The sequence below is a fragment of the Bacillus sp. FSL E2-8887 genome (assembly GCF_038007205.1).
GTDB classification, from domain to species: Bacteria; Bacillota; Bacilli; order Bacillales; family Bacillaceae_G; genus Bacillus_A; species Bacillus_A mycoides.
The window spans coordinates 3,084,931-3,107,422 of sequence record NZ_JBBOWS010000001.1; the positions used below are offsets into that span (position 1 = coordinate 3,084,931).

At 35.3% G+C, this 22,492-nt stretch carries 17 protein-coding genes and 2 pseudogenes; 6 read left to right on the forward strand and 13 right to left on the reverse strand.

From position 1 onward, the window contains the following. Positions 1-368: 368 nt before the first annotated feature. From NSQ08_RS15730 to NSQ08_RS15740, 3 genes are read right to left on the reverse strand one after another with little or no spacing between them, the layout of a single operon-like run. The gene (locus tag NSQ08_RS15730) at positions 369-1,277 is read right to left on the reverse strand and encodes an iron-hydroxamate ABC transporter substrate-binding protein (RefSeq protein WP_016120578.1); all 909 of its coding nucleotides are present in this window, start codon (positions 1,275-1,277) and stop codon (positions 369-371) included. Positions 1,278-1,298: 21 nt separating this feature from the next. Next, the gene (locus NSQ08_RS15735; RefSeq protein ID WP_002142602.1) at positions 1,299-2,315 is read right to left on the reverse strand and encodes a FecCD family ABC transporter permease; all 1,017 of its coding nucleotides are present in this window, start codon (positions 2,313-2,315) and stop codon (positions 1,299-1,301) included. Continuing rightward, positions 2,316-3,350: a FecCD family ABC transporter permease gene (locus NSQ08_RS15740; RefSeq protein WP_002142603.1), complete on the reverse strand. Its 1,035-nt coding sequence runs from the start codon at positions 3,348-3,350 to the stop codon at positions 2,316-2,318. A gap of 276 nt (positions 3,351-3,626) precedes the next feature. On the opposite strand from NSQ08_RS15740, the gene NSQ08_RS15745 reads away from it, so the two are divergent. Continuing rightward, positions 3,627-4,391: a DUF817 domain-containing protein gene (locus NSQ08_RS15745; RefSeq protein WP_002142605.1), complete on the forward strand. Its 765-nt coding sequence runs from the start codon at positions 3,627-3,629 to the stop codon at positions 4,389-4,391. A gap of 122 nt (positions 4,392-4,513) precedes the next feature. On the opposite strand, the pseudogene NSQ08_RS15750 reads toward NSQ08_RS15745, so the two are convergent. Together NSQ08_RS15750 and NSQ08_RS15755 are read right to left on the reverse strand one after the other, a co-directional pair. Then, positions 4,514-5,550 (reverse strand): annotated as a pseudogene (locus NSQ08_RS15750) (DUF4003 domain-containing protein). Positions 5,551-5,841: 291 nt separating this feature from the next. Further along, on the reverse strand, positions 5,842-6,297 hold the full coding sequence (locus tag NSQ08_RS15755; protein WP_002033453.1) for a DinB family protein: 456 nt from the start codon (positions 6,295-6,297) through the stop codon (positions 5,842-5,844). A 204-nt stretch (positions 6,298-6,501) separates the two neighbouring features. Between NSQ08_RS15755 and NSQ08_RS15760 the strand changes: the two genes are divergently transcribed. Continuing rightward, positions 6,502-6,990 (forward strand): DinB family protein, encoded by a 489-nt coding sequence (locus NSQ08_RS15760; protein WP_002142608.1) that lies wholly within the window; start codon positions 6,502-6,504, stop codon positions 6,988-6,990. 290 nt (positions 6,991-7,280) lie between these two features. Here the strand turns inward: NSQ08_RS15760 and NSQ08_RS15765 are convergent, their stop codons facing one another. After that, complete coding sequence (locus NSQ08_RS15765) at positions 7,281-8,168, reverse strand: LysR family transcriptional regulator (protein WP_002033449.1); 888 nt, start codon at positions 8,166-8,168, stop codon at positions 7,281-7,283. 123 nt (positions 8,169-8,291) lie between these two features. Here NSQ08_RS15765 and NSQ08_RS15770 point away from each other — a divergent pair, with 123 nt between their 5' ends. Then, positions 8,292-9,257 (forward strand): quinone oxidoreductase family protein, encoded by a 966-nt coding sequence (locus NSQ08_RS15770; protein WP_002142609.1) that lies wholly within the window; start codon positions 8,292-8,294, stop codon positions 9,255-9,257. Positions 9,258-9,323: 66 nt separating this feature from the next. Here the strand turns inward: NSQ08_RS15770 and NSQ08_RS15775 are convergent, their stop codons facing one another. The 4 genes from NSQ08_RS15775 to NSQ08_RS15790 form a co-directional block, all read right to left on the reverse strand. Further along, the gene (locus NSQ08_RS15775) at positions 9,324-10,034 is read right to left on the reverse strand and encodes a histidine phosphatase family protein (RefSeq protein ID WP_340776707.1); all 711 of its coding nucleotides are present in this window, start codon (positions 10,032-10,034) and stop codon (positions 9,324-9,326) included. Positions 10,035-10,194: 160 nt separating this feature from the next. Beyond that, a complete protein-coding gene (locus NSQ08_RS15780) occupies positions 10,195-10,719 on the reverse strand; it encodes a GNAT family N-acetyltransferase (RefSeq protein ID WP_002142610.1) in 525 nt (174 codons plus the stop codon). A gap of 6 nt (positions 10,720-10,725) precedes the next feature. Beyond that, positions 10,726-12,627 carry an endonuclease MutS2 gene (locus tag NSQ08_RS15785; protein ID WP_002033444.1) on the reverse strand — a complete coding sequence of 634 codons (1,902 nt, stop codon included), beginning with the start codon at positions 12,625-12,627 and terminating at the stop codon, positions 10,726-10,728. Positions 12,628-13,132: 505 nt separating this feature from the next. Beyond that, a complete protein-coding gene (locus NSQ08_RS15790; protein WP_002142611.1) occupies positions 13,133-13,849 on the reverse strand; it encodes a hypothetical protein in 717 nt (238 codons plus the stop codon). A gap of 449 nt (positions 13,850-14,298) precedes the next feature. On the opposite strand from NSQ08_RS15790, the pseudogene NSQ08_RS15795 reads away from it, so the two are divergent. Continuing rightward, positions 14,299-15,002, forward strand: a pseudogene (locus tag NSQ08_RS15795) (exosporium leader peptide-containing protein). Between the two features lie 92 nt (positions 15,003-15,094). On the opposite strand, the gene amyS reads toward NSQ08_RS15795, so the two are convergent. Next, on the reverse strand, positions 15,095-16,636 hold the full coding sequence (gene amyS, locus NSQ08_RS15800) for an alpha-amylase (protein WP_012261344.1): 1,542 nt from the start codon (positions 16,634-16,636) through the stop codon (positions 15,095-15,097). 216 nt (positions 16,637-16,852) lie between these two features. Here amyS and NSQ08_RS15805 point away from each other — a divergent pair, with 216 nt between their 5' ends. Together NSQ08_RS15805 and pepF are read left to right on the forward strand one after the other, a co-directional pair. Continuing rightward, positions 16,853-17,644: an arylamine N-acetyltransferase family protein gene (locus NSQ08_RS15805; RefSeq protein ID WP_340776717.1), complete on the forward strand. Its 792-nt coding sequence runs from the start codon at positions 16,853-16,855 to the stop codon at positions 17,642-17,644. Between the two features lie 118 nt (positions 17,645-17,762). Beyond that, positions 17,763-19,550, forward strand: coding sequence for an oligoendopeptidase F (gene pepF / locus NSQ08_RS15810; protein ID WP_012261345.1), 1,788 nt, complete (start codon positions 17,763-17,765; stop codon positions 19,548-19,550). A gap of 51 nt (positions 19,551-19,601) precedes the next feature. Here the strand turns inward: pepF and NSQ08_RS15815 are convergent, their stop codons facing one another. Both NSQ08_RS15815 and NSQ08_RS15820 read right to left on the reverse strand, forming a co-directional pair. Continuing rightward, complete coding sequence (locus tag NSQ08_RS15815) at positions 19,602-20,648, reverse strand: agmatine deiminase family protein (RefSeq protein WP_340776722.1); 1,047 nt, start codon at positions 20,646-20,648, stop codon at positions 19,602-19,604. A gap of 96 nt (positions 20,649-20,744) precedes the next feature. After that, the gene (locus NSQ08_RS15820) at positions 20,745-22,487 is read right to left on the reverse strand and encodes an amidohydrolase (protein WP_256491645.1); all 1,743 of its coding nucleotides are present in this window, start codon (positions 22,485-22,487) and stop codon (positions 20,745-20,747) included. Positions 22,488-22,492 lie beyond the last annotated feature (5 nt).

Consider the following 22,492-nt stretch of genomic DNA (forward strand, 5'->3'; position numbering starts at 1 on the left):
CCCTTTTTTAAATAGCGGGGACAATAATTCTAGCCTATTTATCCCGCATTAACGGGCAGTAAGACTCCCACCTCAAAATTCAGCTGGAGCGAAGAAGTTAGGTGGGAGATCAACTGCCCGTAAACGCCCGATTGGTGAAGGCTAATAATCAGTGGGGGATGAACAAAACCCCCACTGATTAAAGTTTCACTTTATCCCCTTGTTCCATAAACTGTTTTTTTAACGGGATACTTACAATAAGCGCTGACATTGGCACATCTCCCTTGCATTGAATTAACTTCATTGTATAATTTTTCATTTATTCTAACAATAACAACGATAAAAAGACCCTCCAAATTTAGAGGGCCTTTCCTAATAGCAAAATTGTATTATTTCGTAAACATTTTCTCTGCTTCATCCATTGCCATTTTGTTACCTAAAGCAGAATAGTCAAGCCATGGTTGATCATTAATAATGTATACGTGCTTACCTTTAACAGCTTTTAAGTCTTTCCAAATTGGTGTTTCTTGCAGTTGTTTAAATGCTGCTTTCGCTTTATCATCTCTATTTACAACAACGAAAATAGCATCTGCGTCAAAGTCAGGTAATACTTCTTGTGAAATTACTTCGAAAGGACGGTTTCCATCAATTTTCTCTACACCATTTGCAGGTTGTAATCCTAAGTCTTGGAATAAAATTGGTCCCATCGGTCTTTTCGTACTAAATACACGTAATTCTTTTGCAGTAACGCGAATTGCCATTACTTTTTCGTTAGTACCTAACTCTTTATCTATTAAACTTTTTACTCGTTTTGATTGTTCTTCATAGTCTTGAATATATTTATCTGCTTCTTTCTCACGGTTTACAAGTTTACCTACTTCTTTTAAATGATCTCTCCACGTACCTTCATCTAAATTAAAAGTATGTGTTTTTGCAATTTTTTCGTATTTCGCTAAATCTTTACCAGCATATTTTTCATCAACATAAATTTCAGATGGCTTTAATTGAAGTAACGCTTCCATATTCGGATCTGTTACAACGCCAAGTTTCTTCGTATCTTTCAACTGTTCTTTCACGTGAGGTAAGAAATCTTTTAAATCTCCACCAATTACAGAACCTACCGGTGTAATTCCTAATGCAAGTAAGTTATTCGTTAAATGAATAGACATAGAAGCAATTTTTGGATCATTACTTTTTTCAGTTTTTTTAGTTGCCTCTTCACTAGATTTCGTTTGACCACATGCTGATAATACTAAAATAAACATAATGCTAAATAAAATAGTAAGTTTCTTTTTCATATGTTCTCCTCTTTGAAGTATTTATTTTGTTTTTGTAAGTAAATAAAGAAAATATGGCGCACCTAAAGCCGCTACTACTACGCCAGCTGGAATAGAGTTTGGCTCAAATAAAGATCGCCCTATCGTATCCGCGAGTACTAAAATAATCATTCCAATTATGCCAGCTAACGGAAGGAAATGTTGATATGTACTACCTACTAACTTTCTTGCGATATGCGGAGAAACTAAGCCGATAAAGCCAATTCCCCCTGCCATTGATACACTTGCACAAGACAATCCTACCGCTGTAGCTAAAAGCAGTAACCGTTCTTTTTGAACAGATACACCAAGTCCTGCTGCTACACTATCACCTAGTGAAAGTGCATTTAACGTTTTGGATTTCAGCCATGCGTACGGAGTTAGTATCAAAATCCAAGGTAATAATGCTAGGACATGAATCCAATCTCTTCCCCACACGTTACCAACTAACCACCTAGAAGCGAATGTATACGTCTCATCATTTAACTTGAGCGAGAAAAATAACGAAAGTGCACTAAAACCAGCTGAAACTGCAATACCAACAAGAATAAGTCTAATGGGAAGTAAACCTTTCGACCGATCACTCGCAAGCAAAACAATAAGAAATGCAGCTAACACTCCTCCGCCAAATGTAAATAACGGTATTAAAATCGATGCACTCTCGTTAATAGAATGAAAGAAAGTAACAAATACAATAAGCCCGAAAGATGCACCCGAGTGTAATCCGAGAATACCAGGATCTGCGAGAGCATTCCGAGATAATCCTTGCAAAATCGCACCGGAAACTCCAAGGCCAATACCAGCTAACATTGTGATTATAATTCTTGGCATACGATAATCGTATAGCACGGTTGCACTCTCAAAATCACCATAGCCAAAAAGCGTTTGAATTACTTTGAGCGGTGCGATGCTCAGCGTTCCCGTATTTAAGCTAATCAAAACTATAGCAATACTTATACATCCGAAAATTGTAGTTACAGTAATAGCTTTCTTTTTATCCGTGCTAAAAAGATTCTTCACTTATAGCTCACTCCCAACTTTACGTGCTATATAGAGGAAGAACGGAACTCCAACAAGAGCTACCATAATTCCTATCGCAAGTTCTTTAGGAGGATTTACTGTTCTTGCTCCTAAATCAGCTAAAACTAATAAAATAGCTCCTAATAATGCTGACATAGGAATAATAAGTTGATAATTAACACCTACTAATTTTCTAGCAATGTGCGGGATGACCAATCCTACAAATCCAATGGAACCAACAGCTGAAACAGAAACACCTGCTAGAATCACTACCATAATCATCCCGAGTATTCTCGTTCGGTTCGTTTTTACACCTAAATTTGTAGCGACATCATCCCCCATGGATATGAGTGAAATAGATCGCCCTAGCGCTGTCGCAAAAACAATTGTTATGAGAATAATAGGCACTAAAAATTTCAAGTGTTCCCACTTAACTCCCGCAACACCACCAGCATACCAAAACGCTAAATCTTGGCTTAAGTCATAATAAATCGCGACACCTGAACTTAACGAATGTAAAAGCGCGGCCATAACTGCCCCTGCAATCGTTAACCTCATCGGCGTTAGCCCGCCTGATGTTGCTGATCCAATAATAAAAATGAGTACTGTACTTAAAACTGCTCCAATAAAGGAGACAATCATTAAATAGGAATACGGCATATGCGGGAAAAAAGCAAAGCTAAGTGCTACTACAAACATCGCACCTGCATTTATTCCAAGTACACCTGCATCAGCTAAAGGATTTCGTGTTACCCCTTGCATAACAGCTCCAGCGACTGCAAAAGCAGCTCCTACAACTGCTGCGCCAATTACCCTTGGGAGCCTTAATTCATAAATAATTTGATGCTGTGTTAATTTCGGATTATAATCAAAAACCGCTGCCCACACAGTTTGCAAATGGATATCCTTTGCACCAAATGCAACGGCTAAAAATATAGCTCCAATTAAACATATAATTGTTAAGCTCATGAAACATATGAACTTAATATGTATCCAGCGATTATTGCCAGCATGTACAGTAGACTTATGTAACATGTTTCATTTCATCCTTTATATTCAGTTCTTTTTTATAATTATTTTTTATTTATAATCATTATTGATAATAATTATCATTTTCATTTAGATATTATATCCCCACTTTTTTTAAATAGCAAACTATTTTTTTACTTTGTTAAACTATCAAAATACTTATTACAATTCCCTTCTAAAACTTCCAAATACATGCAAAATGATGTACTGTTTTATTTTCAAATTTGTAGTATACTAAGTTATTATTTTGATTTTTCAAATAATAATCCTGAAGGTGAAAACATGTTTTATGTAAAACAACTACTCTATTTTACTTATGAACAAGCATTATCCTGTTTGTTCCCTGTCGTTATTTTTTTAACACTTGCTCTTTCAAAAATCATTTCGATTCCAGGGCTGTACCGATATGATTTCATACTCATCGTATGTCTTCTTATGCAGTGGATTATGTACAAAACAGGTCTTGAAACAAAAGATGAACTAAAAGTAATTACTGTCTTCCACCTCATCGGCCTTTTACTAGAAATATATAAAGTACATTTCGGTTCATGGAGTTATCCTGAAGAGGCGTATTCAAAAGTTTTCGGAGTTCCGCTTTACAGCGGTTTTATGTATGCGAGTGTCGCAAGTTACATATGCCAAGCGTGGAGAAGATTGCATTTACAAATGCATCATTGGCCGAAAGCTATTTTTGCAATACCTCTAGGAGCAATGATTTACTTTAATTTTTTTACACATCATTTTCTATATGACTTTAGATGGGTATTAACTTTAATTTTATTCATTGTTTTCTTTCGCACATTTGTGGAATTTTCATTACGAGGCGTTACATATAAAATGCCGCTCGTACTCTCATTTTTCCTTATCGGATTCTTTATTTGGATTGCAGAAAACATCGCTACCTTCTTCGGAGCATGGCAATATCCAAATCAACGGGAAACATGGAGCCTCGTTCACTTAAGCAAAATTAGCTCATGGTTTTTACTCGTTGTTATTAGCATTATGATTGTTACACAACTCAAACATTTGAAGCAGTCGAAAAGATAATGCTGATTATGTAAAAACAGTTAGCCCATCACTCATTAGAGAGTGATGGGCCTTTTTTAAACCATCCTCATCAAAGGCATTATAGGTTCATCATAATTTACGAGAGCATAAGCAGTTGCACATTATGAACTAGTACTAGCAGAAGAGGTTGCTGCAGATGAAGCGGCAATCGTTGCCATCATAGCTGCCTGTTGTGCTTGTATTAGGACTTCTATCATAGTTTGTAAACCTGTGTTGGTAGCTTTACTCTCCTCACCTTTCTGACTTACGAACAGTTGAATAGCAATAAGAATATTCGTATCTGTATGCCAACGGAATAATTTCTCCCCCTGCAATTTTTCAATCAACGCTTTAATAGAATGAATCTCTTTTTCTCCATCCTCAAGTAACGCTAGTAGCCCGATAGCTGGATAATGCATCTGTTTCACTTTTACCTTTTCTTGTTTTAACAACTTCCATATGTTTGTGCATTTTGCAACTAACATTTCTTCACGGACATCCTTCTTTAGTGAGAGGATATGACTTAAAAACTGAAGATCATTCCCTTTACGCAAACCAGCTTTCGCTAGTTTCTGATAAAGACGTTCTACTCGGTCCATAAGTGTTTCTACATTCTCTGATTGTCCTGCTAGTAAAACCGCGAGTGGATAATCATTTGTACCTGTAAGAAAAAGATGATCCTCTTTCATCCGTTTATATACTTGCATCGAACGCTGAATGTGCGTGCCATGCTGTTCATTTTCTTCTGTTAAAAGCACAGCTGCTGCGAGATAAGTAAATATACTCCGGCTAAAGCCACCAGCGACCAATTGTTCATATAAATCTAAAAACCTCTGAAAAGCTTCCTTGTAATCTGTAAAGTGAATATCTAATGTTGCGGACACCACAAAGCGATGATAAGACTTTAAGTATGAAAACATCCCTACCTGATTCTTAATATAACTACTAATTTCTAAAAAACGTCCGAGATCAAACAGTTTATCACTACCTGCATACATAGCAGCAATCATCATACCTGTTCGAGAATCACTCGTTTTCCATTTTAGTTCTCCCTTTAACTGTGCATATGTATGTGTGTATTGCTCCAACTTTTGTTCCAATGTAATCATAGTATTCCCCCATTTTCTAGTTCCTCTCTTTTATTATACGTATATTCCATATTTAGGAATACCCTATTTCATACAGATTTTGCAACCTTATACTTTCTTCTGTATTATTTTCAATATTTTTCTATTAAGTAATACAAAAAAAATAATAACTACCATAAAATTTAGGATGTTTCTTTATCCTAATTGGTTGGTTGGTTGGTTGGTTTTCTTTCCTTCTTCATCAGCATCACGATGATTAGCGTTCATAATCCTTAATCCTTCAAGAAGTTCAACAACAAAAAAGGATAGATAATAAATTATCTACCCTTTTTTGTCTATATATTATTTAACTTTACCCAAAACTAAAGAGCCTTAATAATACGTTCCATCGCCTTCATTTGCCCAATATGGTCTGCTTCATGATAAAGCATCATACCGTATAGCTCTCCTACTGTTTCCAATCCTAGGAATGGCTCTGGAAGTTTATTTTCAAATGCTTCTGCTGGAATTTCTTGAATGCGCTTCGCTTGTTCTTTTAATTGAACCGTTAACACTTCTAATGATGGCCCTTCTGTTTTCCATTTAGATGGTCTTGAACCATATCCAAACATACCTGGATATTCAGTTGGTAATTGTTTGAATTCTTTTCCAAACATGAAAACTTCTGCCGCCGTTAACACGTGACCGATATGCCAGCGAATTGTATTGTTAAAGCCCTCCGGCTGCGTATCCGCAGTTTTGTCATCTAACGTTTCCATAAATTGAAGTAATGCCCCACGCGTTATTTCAAATTGTTTTAAACCAATTATTCTATTCATTTTATCGTCTCCTTTTTTATGTACAATTTATTATGAACTAAGGATGTTAAACTTATTAAAGTTTCACCTTGTTTAATCTATCAGAAACAATTAAAAAATACATCTAATATGCTTACTGAAAACAATAAAAAAGGACCACTCCTCATAAATATAGAAATACTTACTGCACAAATATTACAGTAAACAAAAGAGGAGTGTAATTACATGTTACATGTTTTAAAACAACAATATAATCTTATTAGTTCTACAAGGGAACATCTATTTACATTTTTGGAAGAAATTCCACGAGAAAAATTGCACAGCACAGTTCCTAATTTCGGAAGTGGCAGCATTTTAAAAACCCATATTCATGTAGCTGATTGCTACCGATACTGGCTTGGATCATTCGCATTCAAGCAAAAACGAGCAGATTTTTCATTCGCTAGTGATTATGAAATTGAGCATGCAGATGTCGAGAAAGTTCGTGCTAGATTTAAGTTAGTCGATGAGGTTGTAATGCGTTTTTTAGATGAATACAATGACCGTTGGCTCGAAAATATAGCAAATGAAGTAAAATGGAAAAAAGAACCTTGGAGCACAACTCCGTTATGGCTTTTAACTCATGCGGAAACACATGAATTTCATCATAAAGGTCAAATTGTATCCATGGCTCGTCACCTCGGATACACTCCTCCTGACACAGACCTTAGTTAATTAATTACTGCAACTGAACTTAATAAAGTGAAGGCTAATAATCAGTGGGGGCTTTGTTCGTCCTCCACTGATTATTAGCCTTCACCAATCGGGCGTTTACGGGCAGTTGATCTCCCACCTAACTTCTTTGCTCCAGCCAAATTTTAAGGTGGGAGTCTTACTGCCCACAAATAGCGGGATAAACACAAAAAAGAAAGAGTACGTTTTGATTAATCTATTTCAAAACATGCTCTTTCTTTCCGTAAATAAGTTAATCGTTTATTATATTAATTCCTCACTTATAACACCCGTTAATTAAAAGACTCCCTCGTCACCTCAATAAATTGCTGCAGTGGCGCTGTCATCCATTTATCTTTATGCCAAGCAATTTGCGTATAGATCGGAGTGATTGTATTCTTTAAGACTAATTCCTTTATCGTTCCCTCTCGTATATCTTTTTCTACTACTATTGCTGGCAAAACTGCTATACCTAAATCTGCAATAACGCATTGTTTAATTGCCTCGACACTAACAAATTCAATCTTATTTGCTGGGTATACATCTTCCGCACGGAATAACTCTTCAAATAAAGTCCGATACGAGCAACCTAGTTCTGTTAGTAAAAGTGTTTCGCTTTCTAAATCTTTTGTAGAAACGGAAGGTTGTTCAAGTAAACGATGCGTAGGAGCAGCTACTACTTTTAATTCTTCTTTCATAAGTGGCTCCACATGTAAAACATCCTCTGTTTTACATTCGTCCAAAATAAATACAAGATCTACTTTCCCCTCCATCAATTGTTCCTTCGCATCTTTATTGGAATGTGCAGGTTTAAATATAAGCTTTATTTGGGGAAATTGTGCTTTAAATTTCTTTAATATAGATGGAAGCCTATATGTACATTGACTTTCTTGTGCACCGATTATTAACGTACCCGCTATTTCCTCATCATCTTTCACAGCCATTTTCGCTTCGTTACTGAGTGCAATCATCTTATCAGCATATAGTTGAAACTTCCTGCCTGCTTCAGTTAAGAAAAGACGTTTTCCTAATCTTTCAAATAATGGCGTACCGAGCTCAGCCTCTAACGTTTTAATTTGCGCCGTTACGCTCGATTGTGCAAAGTTTAATTTCTTCGCAGTTTGTGTAAAGTTCAAAGTCTCTGCAGCTATTTTAAATGTAATTAATTGTTTTATCTCCATTTATCATCCCTCTTTTCAATCGATATTTCCGATTGATTTTATCGAAATAATCCTCTTTGCCTATTGATATTTGTATTGTATGATAAAGAACATCGACAAACAATATAAATGGAGGTATTCCATATGAAAGCACTTTGTTTCGAAGCATTCGGAGACGCTGATGTACTACAATATAAAGAAATACATGATCCAATCATAAATCCAAATGAAGTTCTTGTTCGCATGCAAGCAATCGGTTTAAATTTCGCTGATATTTATAGACGCCGCGGCGATTATCATCTCGCTGGTAACCCGCCTTATATATTAGGTTATGAAGGCGCTGGTATTGTTGAAAAAGTAGGAGCTAACGTTACTACTATCAATCCCGGAGACCACATTGCATTTGCTGACGTTCCATTCTCAAATGCAGAATTAGTTGCCGTTCCATCTGAAAAAGCAATTACACTTCCAGACTCTATTTCTTTTGAAACAGCCGCTTCTGTCTTATTGCAAGGTCTAACAGCACATTATTTAACGAAAGATAGCTATCAAATAAAACAAGGCGATATAGTTTTAGTACACGCTGCAGCTGGTGGCGTTGGTCAACTTCTCGTTCAAATGATTAAACTACAGGGCGGAAAAGTAATCGGTCTTACATCATCAAAAGAAAAAGCACAAGTAGCCACGTTAGCTGGTGCTGATCACGTATTTTTATATACTGAAGCATGGCATACGAAAGTACTTGAATTAACTAATGGTGCCGGAGTAAATGTTGTGTATGAATCCGTAGGTTCTACATTAGAAGAAAGCTTTAAAGCGACTAAAGTTGGTGGTACTGTCGTATTTTACGGAATGGCTGGCGGTAATCCAACGCCTGTAGATCCACGTATGCTTATGGATACTTCAAAGACTTTAACCGGCGGAGATCTCTGGAATGTGCTTACGACTCACGAAGAGCGAAAAGAGCGTTCCTCTCAATTATTCGAATGGATTACAACTGGAAAACTAAACATTGCAAGTCCTACTACATTCTCTTTACAAGATGGTGCTCTTGCACATGAATTATTAGAGAGCCGAAAAAGTACTGGGAAGATTTTATTAACCCCATAATTTACAAAATAAGAAAGGGAAGCTAGATTTTCTAGCTTCCCTTTCTTATTTCTATTTGAGATATAATTATATTTCCACACTTTCTTTCCCTTTTGCAACATAACTCATATCTCCAACAGACTCGACTGTGTATGTTCCATCTTGATATACAATCTTCGTCACACTAGCATTTTCCACTCCAAGTTTTGTTTTACTACTGTCTAACATTTCTATTAAGGCAGTAATCAAAAGCCCATGAACGACAACTAGAACGTTGCCACCTCCATTTTTAGCAGCTTCTTCACTAATTTTATCAATCTCTGTTTTTATGCGAGTAGAAAATAATTCCCAATCTTCCGCCTGTTTCGTAGGGTCTGCTGCTCTAATAAGATTAATCACTTCTTGAATAGAAAACTTCATGAGTTCTTCTGGAGATGCAACGCCCGCAGCTTTTCTAACCACATCCCACATATTTTCAAGTTTTTCACCTTCAAAAATACCAAAATTTAATTCTCGTAAATCTTTTCTTTTCTCAAGTTTCAATTTTGATTGCTCACTATATTTTAATACTAAATTAGCAGTTTCAATCGCTCGACCGCTATCACTACTATACGCATTCGCAAAATGAACATCTTTTAATCCCGTTCCTAAATTAGAGGCAACTTCCACACCTTTTTCTACTAACGGAGAGTCTGCCCAACCTTGCGCGCGATGATTCGCATTTAATATTGTTTTACCGTGTCTTGTAACATATAACGTAACTACATTCTCATTGCTATCTGTTTCTCGATTCTTCATCATATTCTCTCCCTTTACATTTCTATATCAATTTTACCATCTCAATTATTCATTGAGCAAAATATACGTAAGTAGATCTGCTTAATAAAAAAAGCTATCTTTCTGTATATCCCTACAAAAAGATAGCATCTTTTATGATTACATTTCTTAATCGATTCTCCTACTCAGCAAAAGCACTCGAATACTGTACAACCCCTTCTACACCTTCAAGAGCATTTTCTGTTAATTCCATTACCATAAACACTTCTTCAGGCACTTCAAATGGTGCTTTTATATTCCACTCACTTGCTTTTTTAAATCCGAATTTCGGATAGTACTCTGGATGTCCTAATACTACAACTGACCCGTATCCAAGTTCTTTCGCTTTTTCTAACGCAGCTCCAATAAGCTTTCCACCAATTCCTTTCTTCTGATGGCTTGGTGCTACTGAAACTGGTGCAAGTGCTAATGAATCTACAGTAGTCCCATCTTGTTCTATTGTAATTTTCGATAACATAATATGCCCGACTATTTCCTCATCTACTGCAACGATTGATAATTCAGGAATAAACGCGTCACATTCTCTAATACGTTTTACAAGTTCATGTTCCTTTTTATCACTAAATTCTTCATTTAAAAATGCCTCTTTTACAACTTCTTCTGTCTTTCTATAATCATTTTTTTGTTCTTGTCTAATCGTTACCATTCTATATTATCCTCTATTCTTTCTTATTTCTTTTTCAATTTTACGAAGCGCTTTTTTCGATCCGCGCTCAATATCGTGTTGCATTTTTCTTTCTTTATAATCAACAAATAGTGTATTTAAATCATATCCTTCTGGGTATAATTCTTTCGCCGCTACCTCTAAAGTAATACGTTTCACATTCACTTCAACGAATTCACCGTTATAATATACAACGACATTATAGAAATTATCTTTTTCCTTATATACAATCCCGAAATCGTTATGATCTAACAAATTCACACGGTCGCCGATTTTATATTCATAGTCATTTTCTCTTTTTTCTTGCACCATTTTCGGTTTTCTAATCTTACTTTCATTCACTTTTTCTATAGCGTATTCTTTATTTCCCATATACTCTTTCGCTCTTTGCAGTACATGTTCTCTCACATTCATTTTATTCGCAATCCAAAGCGCATTACTTTCACCTGATTTACCGATCACTAATTTATAAAGTGGCTCTAGTGTTTCACTATTAAATTGCATTGCTGCGTTCATAAAATCATCGTGCATTTCTGAAAAGCGTTTAATTTCACCGTAATGCGTACTCGCAATTGTAATACATCCCGCAAGATAAAATTCTTCTAAAATAGATATCGCAAGCGCCGCACCTTCATTCGGTTCTGTACCGCTTCCTATTTCGTCAAATAACAGTAACGTATTATTATTTGACATCCTCATAATTTCAGAAAGATTTTTCATATGAGATGAAAATGTACTTAGTGCATTTTCGATACTTTGGTTATCACCAATGTCTACAAATACATTTTCGAAAATAGCAATTTCCGTTTCTTTATCTCCAGCGATGTGAAGGCCTGACATTGTCGCTAATGTTAACAATCCAATTGTTTTTAGCACAATTGTTTTCCCGCCTGCATTCGGCCCAGTAATAATTAAACTACGGTATTCTTGACCGATTTCAAAGTTTAATGGTACTACTTTTCCACTTAAAAGCGGATGCTTACAATTCATTAAATGAATGTAGCCATGATCGTTTAATTTCGGCTCTATTCCATCGATTGATTTACTAAACTTCGCTTTCGCAAATACCATATCATATTGGCTAATTAGTTCCATATTAATTTTTATATGATAAATATTTTCTAATACCATTCCTGATAAAGTCGCTAAAATTTGATACTCTTCCATCGCTTCTTCTGCTTTCCAACTTGCGAGTTCCGTATTTAACTTTGTAACCGTATGCGGTTCTATAAATACAGTTGAACCTTTAGCGGAAGCTTCAACTATACTTCCCGCAACTTGATTTTTATAAGAAGATTTAATTGGAATCGTATACCTATCGTCCTTCTTACTAATAAAGAATTCCTGAATATATTTCTTATTTGCACTACTATTTAAAAACTTCGTTAAACGTTCTTTTATTTTTCCGTCTACAGAATCAATGTTATTTCGAATTCGTTTTAACTCTTTACTCGCAGCTGCATCAATGCTATTTCCTTTAATTGAAAAGTTAATTTCCTCTTCAATACTTTTATATTCAGTCATTGAATTCGCATAAGAAGCTAATACTGGCGCAAAAAATTCTTTATCTAACATAAAATTTTTAATCTTTCTACAGCCACGTAAAAAGTCTGAAACACTTACTAACTCTGCTGGATCTAAAATCATCCCTTTTTCTAATTTTTGAATTGTACTAGCGATATTAGAAATTCCGAAGAAAGGCACATGCCCTTCTGCATCTACTATAGCTCGTGCTTCTGTCGTTTCATTCAAGCGATTCCTCACTACTTTTATACTCGTACTCGGCTCTAATTTATTTAATAGTTCTTTACCTAATCCACTTACACAATAAGATTTCACTATATCCTTTAATTCGTTATATTGTAACTTTTCAAAAGTCATCGTATTCATTTTGTTTCTCCTCACTATGATTGGTTTTTATCATCAATGAAGATACCTACTCATTAGATTCCAATGAGTTCTACATTATTCAATTATCATTTTTATACATTAAAAACATATACAAAAAAGCTGCGGGGATACCGCAGCTTTTACATTTACAAGGCATGTGTAATAACATATGAGAAAATAAGCCATAAAAACAAATGGCAATCCCCTTATTACACGCTTTATAAAGTATTGTAGGTATCTTCATAGGTTTCGAAATAAATGCATGACAAAATTAGGGGTATGATATACATAAAAATCCCCTGGTCTTATCCGATTTATTTCATTAAATTTTTCCTATTTAGTACCTACCGCACTCACAAAAAGCACCTCTCATTAATTTATATTTTATGTTCATTGAAATCTAATTTATTGAAATCATCATACTATATGTTTTGTAATAAGTAAAGATGTCAGACTTTTGCCCTTCACACCTGAGGAAGGACAATTTTTTCGGATAATGCTTTTTTCACTTTGTAGACTGTAAAACTTTCATATAATCAACCTTTTTCTCAAGGGTCTTTTTCGCATCTTCAGCCGTTACTATATAATCTACAGCAATATTTTGTAATACATCTTTATTAGTATTTGGCAGCTGAATCGTTATATCTTCTACACTACTTTTACTATTTTCAATCGTTTTATTAAATTCCTGAATACTTCTTGCAACCTCCGCTAATGTTTCCATATGTACAGGATTATTTACATCTAAAACAGTATTACTTCTAAAAACTACCGTATAATACTGCTGTAAATTTTTCTTCGCTATTTCTTTCTCAGCATTCTTATCGGAAACATTATCCCCAGTCTGCATTTGATCAAAAGTAAGTATAGTGTTATTCTCTTTTTCTCCATAGTATGTATTAAATTTCTTTTGTAAATCATATGTTTTCTTTTTCATTTTATAATTGTCATTATTTACTTCTGGAGAGATTTGTCCATCAAAATAAAGTTGAAATTGCAAATGCGGTTCATCGACTTGCTGCACAGAAGCTATCCGCCCCTTTGGACCAAGGAAATCCTTTCCGTTATCCAGTGTTTCAACTCCGTTTAATTTAACAGACATACCATATTCCGCTTTTGTATAATTTTGTGCTTTTTGTTCAATTTCTTCATCCGATATATCACATGATGTTAATAGTAATAAACTAAAAACTATGCTATATTTCATTTTTGTTTTTTTCATATCGCCTCTCCTTTTGCTACTACTTCCTATACAGAAATACCCTTAAAAATTTTAAATTACGATTTATATAAAGAACTTCCTCTAATAACCGCTACATCAAATTGTCTTCGCTGACTTGAATAATAAAAACTCATCATCTTGCTTTAGAAAAAACTAATAACCACAAGTGTAAAAACACCCATTTGTTATCACTTTACACTTATAGTGTATCTTTACACTATAATCATTTTATCGTAAAGCAAATATAACATCTATTAAAATCACGTTAAAAACATACTAATATTTAGTTCTATAGCAATCACAGTACGGTTTTTATCGTATCCAATTTTAAAGTAGCAACTTTAATTTCGTTGTAGAATAATTAAATAAGCGCCTCCGCTATTGCGAATGTCATTTACTTTCCCTAATACATTTAATAATTATGACAAGCAATCATAGGAGGTTACTATATGAGCAAAGAAAATATTATTTTACATGGACCTGCTCTTGAACCAAATTTAATTGGCCCCACACTCCCACCAATTCCACCATTTACATTCCCAACCGACCTACTGGAATCACAGGACCTACCGGTGCGACAGGTTTTACTGGAATTGGAATAACTGGTCCCACTGGGATTATAGGACCTACTGGAATTGGAATAACTGGTCCTACTGGTGTTACAGGAATTACTGGAATCGGAATAACTGGTCCTACCGGCGCTACTGGAATTGGAATAACCGGTCCCACTGGAGCGACCGGTTTAGGAATTCTCCCGGTATTTGGAACAATAACTTCTGAAGTAGGTATCGGTTTTTCAGCAGTAGTTAATACAAATGTTAATTTGACAATTCCAGGACCTGTTAGTGGAACTACTCTAACCCCAGTAGACAACTCCATTACAATTGATACCACTGGTGTGTACTCTGTATCTTTTTCAATTGTATTTGTGATACAAGCTATTTCGTCTAGTATATTAAACCTTACAATAAATGATTCCATTCAATTCGCCATTGAAACACGAGTTGGTGGTGGTTCTGGGGTAAGAACTACATCCGCTAGAACTGATCTATTACCTTTAAACCAAGGAGATGTCCTTCGAGTACGAATAAGAGAAGCCACGGGTGACATTATTTATTCCAATGCATCTCTTGTTGTTTCAAAAGTCGACTAGTTCATTTATTAAAATAAAGATTTAGGAATGATAACAATGTAAAAAGAAGAGGAAACTTATATTTCAGTCTACCTCTTCTTTTCATCACCAATTTACTGCTGAACATATATGGAAACTGAGCCTCCACTTACATAGAACTGCCCCCATCCGTCCTTATTAATTGTTACAGTATTTGTTTGATTACCCGTAATATCGTACCATACTTCCCCAGCGTTATTCTTTCCAACATCCATCCACTTTGATCCTCCTGGTCCGTCCGAGAGTAATGTCGCTAAACCAGAATTAGCATGTACACCATCGCCTTCTCTTGTCCAGCCAATCACATCTGGATGGTCTAAATAATCACGCTGCGTACCATATGCAAAGTTTTTTCGTGCCGTCAAAATTGGATCAATTTTACCTTTTAACGCTGGAATTTCATAACTACTATTTCCGCTTGTCCCATAGTAATCACCATAGAAAACTGAAGGATAGCCCTCTGCACGAGTTAAAATAAATGCATATGCCAGCGGCTTAAACCACGGACTTACTACAGATTCCAATGACTGCCCAGGCTGAGAATCATGATTCTCAACGAGAGTAACTGCGAGTGCAGGGTGATTTTTCATTACTGTTCCATTTAAAATATTTCTCATATCATAATTCCCATTTCCTGTTGAAGCATAATGAAAATTGTAATGAAGCGGTGCATCAAACACAGATTGATTATAATTGACTTTCGCTAAATAATTGTTTAAAGCCTGAACATCATTTTGCCAATATTCAGCTACTGTAAACATTTCTTTCCCCGTTTGCTGTCTGGCATGATTTACCCAATCGCGTAAATATTCATGATCAATATGTTTAACAGCGTCCAAACGAAAGCCATCTAAATTTAATTCATTCGCATACCATGTTCCCCAATTTTTCATCTCATTCGCAACATCAGGATGATCAAAATCAAGATCTGCATACATCAAATAATCATAATTTCCATTTTCGCTAGACACTTCCCAATCCCACGCTTTATCTACACCCCTAAATTTATAAATTCGATTTAATTTCCTTCCTTCATCCCAATCCGTTCCGTCAAAATGATACCATTTCCATTTGAAATTAGAATAAGCATCTCCGCGACCTGGAAAATTAAACCCCGTCCATGCACTAATTTGATAATCACCTGATACTTCAATATTTCGATTGTTACGGTCTACCTCAACAGCTGTTACGGTTTCAGTATAATCAGCCCCACCTTTATGATTCATAACTACATCACCGTATACGTCGATGTTTTGCTTATGTAATGCGTCAATTGCAGATTTCAACTGTGCTTTCGTCCCATATTTCGTCCGCACCGTTCCTTTTTGATTGAACTCCCCTAAATCATATAAATCATAGGCCCCATACCCTACATCATTTTGCGAAGTCCCCTTATATGCAGGTGGTATCCATACAGATGTGATTCCTTTATGAGCTAAACTTTCAGCATCGGAGCGCAAACGATTCCAATGATTCCCATCATTCGGAGCGTACCACTCAAAATACTGCATTAATGTTCCATTGTTCACTGTTGCTGCTTCCGCCTTATTTCCCTCATATATATTAGGAAAAAGTAAAGTAAACAATAAACAGACTACCGTAATCCTTTTCAACATATTTACACCATCCCCTTCAAGAAAACGTTTGCATAATTTGTTAAAGTTATTATAATATTCGTTCTACAGTTAGTAAAGTAACAATCTTTTAATCTCTCACATTATTTTTCAAAATATGAATTCAACTATTCCACAAGTACCCCATATAGTTTAAAATTCACATCGGATTCAAAATTGTTTACAATTTATCTATAAAAGCATACCGGAGGGATTTCTATGACCGACTTTCAAAAACAATTTTTCGCAAGATTAAATATAGAAGAAAAACACAAAGTTTCATTTGAAGATTTACCTAACATTATGTACGCAATGGCACAAACTGTCCCTTTTGAAAACTTAAATATTCTCGAAAACAACTTTAAAGAAATATCAAAAGAAAATCTAAAAGAAAAAATTTTAATAAACAACCGTGGCGGCCTTTGTTATGAATTGAATCCGGCTATGTATTACTTCCTTAAAGACTCTAAATTCGATGTCCATCTCGTTTCAGGAACAGTTTATAACGCTGCAAATTCTATATGGGCTGTAGATTCAGGGCATATCGCAACTGTTTTACAACATCATAATGAACTTTACTTAATTGAAGTAGGTTTCGGATCATATTTACCCCTTTCCCCTGTTCCTTTCTCAGGTGAGATCGTTCATTCTGTAACAGGCGACTATCGTATTCGTAAAGAAACGACTGAAAAAGGTAATTATATTTTAGAAATGCGTAAAAGCAATGAGTTTCTAGATCAATCTTCTACTGATGATTGGACAGTAGGTTATGCATTTTACTTGGAAGAAGTGGATGAAACGAAAGCAAATGCAGCACAAAAAATTATTGTTGAACATGAAGGTTCACCATTTAACAAAGTACCTCTTGTTGTAAAACTTACTCATGACGGGCACGCATCATTAACAAAAGATAACCTTACAGTAACGAAAAATAGAAATAAAACAAAAGAAACAATTACAAAAGAGCAATATACAAACCTCCTTCATTCAACGTTCGGCATTACATTATAACTTTTAAAGCCTCGCCATTCTCGGCAAGGCTTTTTATTTTCCAGCAGGGATTTTTTGCAATTTGTTGTATTTCATAGTTATATAGGAATATAACTACATATTTAGAAAGGAAATGATTATGACTGAACTTAAAGATCGACTACAAGTAGCTGATAAAGAAAAATGGGATTTAACGGATATTTATCATACAATTGAAGATTGGGAAAGCGATTTTCATAAAATTGAAGTATTAACGAATGAATTACACAAGTTTAATGGAAATATTCACGATGGCAATAGTTTATTAGCTTATTTAACAAAGAGTGAAGAAATATCTAGCATAATATCTTTAATGTTCGCTTATGCACGATTACAATCCGATCTTGATACACGCGATACTGACGCTCAATCCCTTGTCGATAAAGTATCACAATTACACGTGAAAGTAAGTGCGGCTAAATCTTTCTTTTCCCCATTCTTACTTAGTGTAGATGAAAACACATTACATTCTTACATAGAAGAAATAGAAGGCTTACACTATTATAAAGAAGACTTATTTGAGCTATACCGTTATAAAAAACACGTTTTGAATAAAGACCAAGAAGAGATTTTATCACAAATGGGTGAAGCACTCTCCTCCCCGCAGCATACATTTGGCATGTTAAATAATGCAGATATAATTTTTGGTGAAGTGACTACTGATGATGGAGAAAAAGTAAACTTAACACGTGGAATGTATTCAAAGCTAATAGAAGATGAGAATCGTGAGAAACGTGAAGAAGCCTATAAAGCTTATTACAAACCATACGTTCAATTAAAGAATTCTATCGCTTCTACTTTGTCCGCAGCTATTAAAAACAATGTTACTGTCTCAAAGCTACGAAAATATCCATCAGCTTTAGAAAAATCATTATTTGGCGACATGGTTCCGAAAGAAGTATATGAAAATTTAATTGAGACAACGAAAAAAAACATTCAATCATTACATACGTATAATGAACTTAGAAAAGAAAAATTAAATGTAGATGAACTACGACAATACGACTTGAGTGTTGATTTAGTAAAAGGTGTAAAACAAGACATTCCATACGACGAAGCGTTTGATATAATGATCGCGTCACTAGCTCCTTTAGGTAAAGAATATATCGAAACATTAAAAAACTTTAAAGATAAACGCTATATAGACGTGAGAGAAACACCAGGAAAACGTTCTGGCGCTTATAACTTTGGTGTATACGGTGTTCATCCTTTCATTCTTTTAAATCATCATGATGATTTAAATAGCCTTTTCACTCTTACTCATGAATGTGGACACGGCATGCATACACATTACTCACACGGATACCAACCAAGAATTTCTGCACACTATACTATCTTTGTTGCAGAAGTCGCTTCTACAGTAAATGAAGTGCTATTAATTCATTATTTATTAAAAGAAGCAAAAGAAACGAACGTACGTAATCATTTAATTAACTACTTTATCGATAGCTTTAAAGGTACTTTCTTTACACAAATCATGTTTGCAGAATTTGAAAAAATCACACATGAAATGGCCGAACAAGGTAAACCATTAAATGCCAAAGTCTTTAGTGAAATTTACGAAAACTTATTTAGAGAATATAATGGCGACTCCCTCGTATTTGACGAAGAAGTAAAATATGGCTGGTCTAGAATCCCTCATTTCTACCGTCCATTTTACGTATACAAATACGCAACTGGATTCGCTTCTGCCATTCAAATCGCCGATAAATTATTAAGCGGTGATCCAAATGCTCAGAAAAACTATATTGAATTCCTTAAAGGCGGAAGTTCTGACTATCCATTAAACCTACTGAAAAAAGCTGGCGTTGATTTAACTACACCAGAACCGATTGAAAGTGCATTAAATCGATTCACCCAACTTGTTGAAGAGTTTTCAGCATTATAGAAAAAAGCATGCAGATTATAGAATCTGCATGCTTTTTTCATTTCGGTTACTTTATGCTAAATGTTGCTGTGTCACACAGTGAATCATACCACCATACGCAAACAGTTCATTTACATAAACACCGACAATTCTTCTTCCTGAAAACTGCCCTTCAATGATTTGAAGTCCTAACTTATCATGTTCATCACCATATATAGGAACTAATACAACTTCATTTCCAATATAAAAGTTCAAATACGAGCCCTTACAGTCTGCTTCTTTTACCACTTTTCTTGTCACCGGTACTGGGATGAGCTGAAATGGATTTCCATCTATATTTCTCGCTTGTCTCAATTCTTGATAATGCTTTTCGTACGCCTCCAAAAGGTAGGATTCACTCTCCCCAAAAGGATCATATTCATAAAGAATTGTATTTTCATTTACAAAACGCGCTGCCCCATCAATATGGTAATCTGTATCTTCATCATAATTATCCTCTCCGCGAATACCAGTTATCCATATAAAATTCGTTACTCCCAAATACTTCGTTAACTCTATTTCAATCTCTTCCTGATTTAGTGTAGGATTTCGATTTTCATTTATAATAGAAGTTTTTGCCGCCATTAAGGTGCCATTTCCATTTATCTCTATTCCTCCACCTTCTATACAGACACTAGAATTAACTTTTGGAATGTTATACATTTCACTTATTTTTTCCGGAATAACAGCATCATTTTCATACGGATATTTCTCACCCCACCCATTAAAAATCCATTGTGTTAAGCAGAGCTTGCCTTCCTTATCTTTTACAAAGATCGGTCCGTTATCTCTTATCCATACATCATCCGTCTCTTGAACTAAGAAATCAATTTTATCCATATCCACTTTCGCTTCAATTAACTTCGATTGGACATGTACTTTTTCTTCTTCATCATATATAACAATATGCACAATTTCTCCGTAATGAAGCTCCTTTGCCATCGTTACCCAAATATCATCTAACTTAGCTCTGTAACCTTCACCTCTATGAGCTTTATCATGAGGCCACTGGAGCCATGTCCCCTCATGCTTTTCCCACTCAGCTGGCATATAAAACAAACTATTTTCCATATTTCTCATACATGTTCACCCCTTCTTCGAATGTAAGTTCAGTCTAAACTTTGACATCGTGTTAAGGTCAACAGAAATATATTAACTACTTCATAAACTGATTCTTTATTTTCCCTTGTGATACACTACTTCTCCTTGTAAAACCGTCACTAAAACTTTCGCATTCGGAATCTTATCGACACTCATTTTAGTAATATCTTCATTTAGCAATACCATATCGGCTGATTTACCTACTTCAATTGAACCAGTAATATTATCAAGGCCTAATGCTTTGGCGGGCTTAATTGTATATGCATCAATAGCTGCGTATACATCAGACAAGCCCTTTTCATCAATACTTAGTGCATTCGAAATCGTCACAAGTGGATTTAGTTCATTTACATCCCAATCACTACTAAGTGATACGTTTGCTCCTGTTTTCCAAATGCGTCCTAACGGCATAATTCGTTTCATCTGTTGATTTGTAAAATACGCACTTGCCCAGCTTTGTTTAGGATCTTCTGCAAAATCATGACCTACTTGGAAATCAGCGCTAATACCTAACTTAGCAAAACGATTTATATCACTATCTTCTACCATCTCAACATGTGTGAGCGTATAAGGCTGATTTGCACCTTCTTTTTTCGCTGCTTCAATTGCATTTAAACTTTCTCTTACTCCGCCATCTCCAATTGTGTGGATGAGTGCACCGTAACCAATTTTATTGAGTTCACTCAACCACCACTTCATTTTTTCTTCTGGAATATAGTTCAAACCGTACGGTGTTCCTTTAAACCACTCAAATTTATATTTTTCTAGTATTTTAGCTGTGCTGTTAATGCTAATTCCATCACTATACATCTTCACTTGATTAATAAGCATTCGAGATGATACATCATCACGCTTAATTTTTTTGAAATACTCCATTTGCTCTGCTTCATTTAAGTTCGGATATACCCACGGACGAAGTACTACTCGCGACGTTAACTTTTTCTCATCATTAACTTTATTCCAAACATCTAACCAGCCTCGTTTCCAATAAAGACGTCCATCGCCGACTGTAGTAATACCATTCTGCGCAACCTCATCTAAACCGTCTAACAAACCTTCATAATTTTTTTCAAAGAGATTGGGCTGGGAATTCCATGCTTTTTCCATCACGATATCCCCTGCTGTATCATACAGCAGCCCGAAAGGTTCTCCTGTTTCTGGATCCCGGATGATTCTTCCGCCTTGCGGATCTTTCGTCTCTTTATTTATTCCCGCTACTTCCAATGCTTTTGAGTTAACCCATACAGAATGAGAAGTTCTTTCCATAATTAATACAGGGTTATTAGGAAATAACTCATCAAGAACTTGTAATGGAGTTTGTTGTTCTGATTTTTCGTCCATATCTTTTAACAGCTCTTCCAAACTAAATCCTGTTCCGCTTATCCATTCGCCATCTTTCACATCTTTTTTACAAGCCTTTAAATACGAGCGTTGTTCTTGCAGCGCAGCATCCGGCGAGACACTACAATTCCCTGCTGCTGGTGATTTCGCCTCAAATATATGATTGTGATTGTCCACAAAACCAGGAAGAATAAAACGCCCTTGTAAATCCACCACTTTCGTATCTTCATTTATAAATCCTTCTACATCTTTGTTTGAACCAACAAATGTAATTTTCCCTTCTTTAACGGCTACAGCCTCTACAATGTCTTGCTTGTCATTTGAAGTATAGATTGTACCATTTTTAAACACTACATTTTTTGGCAACTGATTTGGTAGAACGAAGCTACCATTCTCCCCTTCTCCTACTCCAGGAGTACACGCTGAAACCCATGTCATACTTAGAATCAGACAAATAATCATGATTGTTCTTTTCATATTCT

Bases quoted from the DNA above. Each gene is read 5' to 3' on its own strand.
- NSQ08_RS15730 (WP_016120578.1), bottom strand. From the start codon at position 1,277: ATGAAAAAGAAACTTACTATTTTATTTAGCATTATGTTTATTTTAGTA.
- NSQ08_RS15740 (WP_002142603.1), bottom strand. From the start codon at position 3,350: ATGTTACATAAGTCTACTGTACATGCTGGCAATAATCGCTGGATACAT.
- NSQ08_RS15745 (WP_002142605.1), top strand. From the start codon at position 3,627: ATGTTTTATGTAAAACAACTACTCTATTTTACTTATGAACAAGCATTA.
- NSQ08_RS15755 (WP_002033453.1), bottom strand. From the start codon at position 6,297: ATGAATAGAATAATTGGTTTAAAACAATTTGAAATAACGCGTGGGGCA.
- NSQ08_RS15760 (WP_002142608.1), top strand. From the start codon at position 6,502: ATGTTACATGTTTTAAAACAACAATATAATCTTATTAGTTCTACAAGG.
- NSQ08_RS15765 (WP_002033449.1), bottom strand. From the start codon at position 8,168: ATGGAGATAAAACAATTAATTACATTTAAAATAGCTGCAGAGACTTTG.
- NSQ08_RS15770 (WP_002142609.1), top strand. From the start codon at position 8,292: ATGAAAGCACTTTGTTTCGAAGCATTCGGAGACGCTGATGTACTACAA.
- NSQ08_RS15775 (WP_340776707.1), bottom strand. From the start codon at position 10,034: ATGAAGAATCGAGAAACAGATAGCAATGAGAATGTAGTTACGTTATAT.
- NSQ08_RS15780 (WP_002142610.1), bottom strand. From the start codon at position 10,719: ATGGTAACGATTAGACAAGAACAAAAAAATGATTATAGAAAGACAGAA.
- NSQ08_RS15785 (WP_002033444.1), bottom strand. From the start codon at position 12,627: ATGAATACGATGACTTTTGAAAAGTTACAATATAACGAATTAAAGGAT.
- NSQ08_RS15790 (WP_002142611.1), bottom strand. From the start codon at position 13,849: ATGAAAAAAACAAAAATGAAATATAGCATAGTTTTTAGTTTATTACTA.
- amyS (WP_012261344.1), bottom strand. From the start codon at position 16,636: ATGTTGAAAAGGATTACGGTAGTCTGTTTATTGTTTACTTTACTTTTT.
- NSQ08_RS15805 (WP_340776717.1), top strand. From the start codon at position 16,853: ATGACCGACTTTCAAAAACAATTTTTCGCAAGATTAAATATAGAAGAA.
- pepF (WP_012261345.1), top strand. From the start codon at position 17,763: ATGACTGAACTTAAAGATCGACTACAAGTAGCTGATAAAGAAAAATGG.
- NSQ08_RS15815 (WP_340776722.1), bottom strand. From the start codon at position 20,648: ATGAGAAATATGGAAAATAGTTTGTTTTATATGCCAGCTGAGTGGGAA.
- NSQ08_RS15820 (WP_256491645.1), bottom strand. From the start codon at position 22,487: ATGAAAAGAACAATCATGATTATTTGTCTGATTCTAAGTATGACATGG.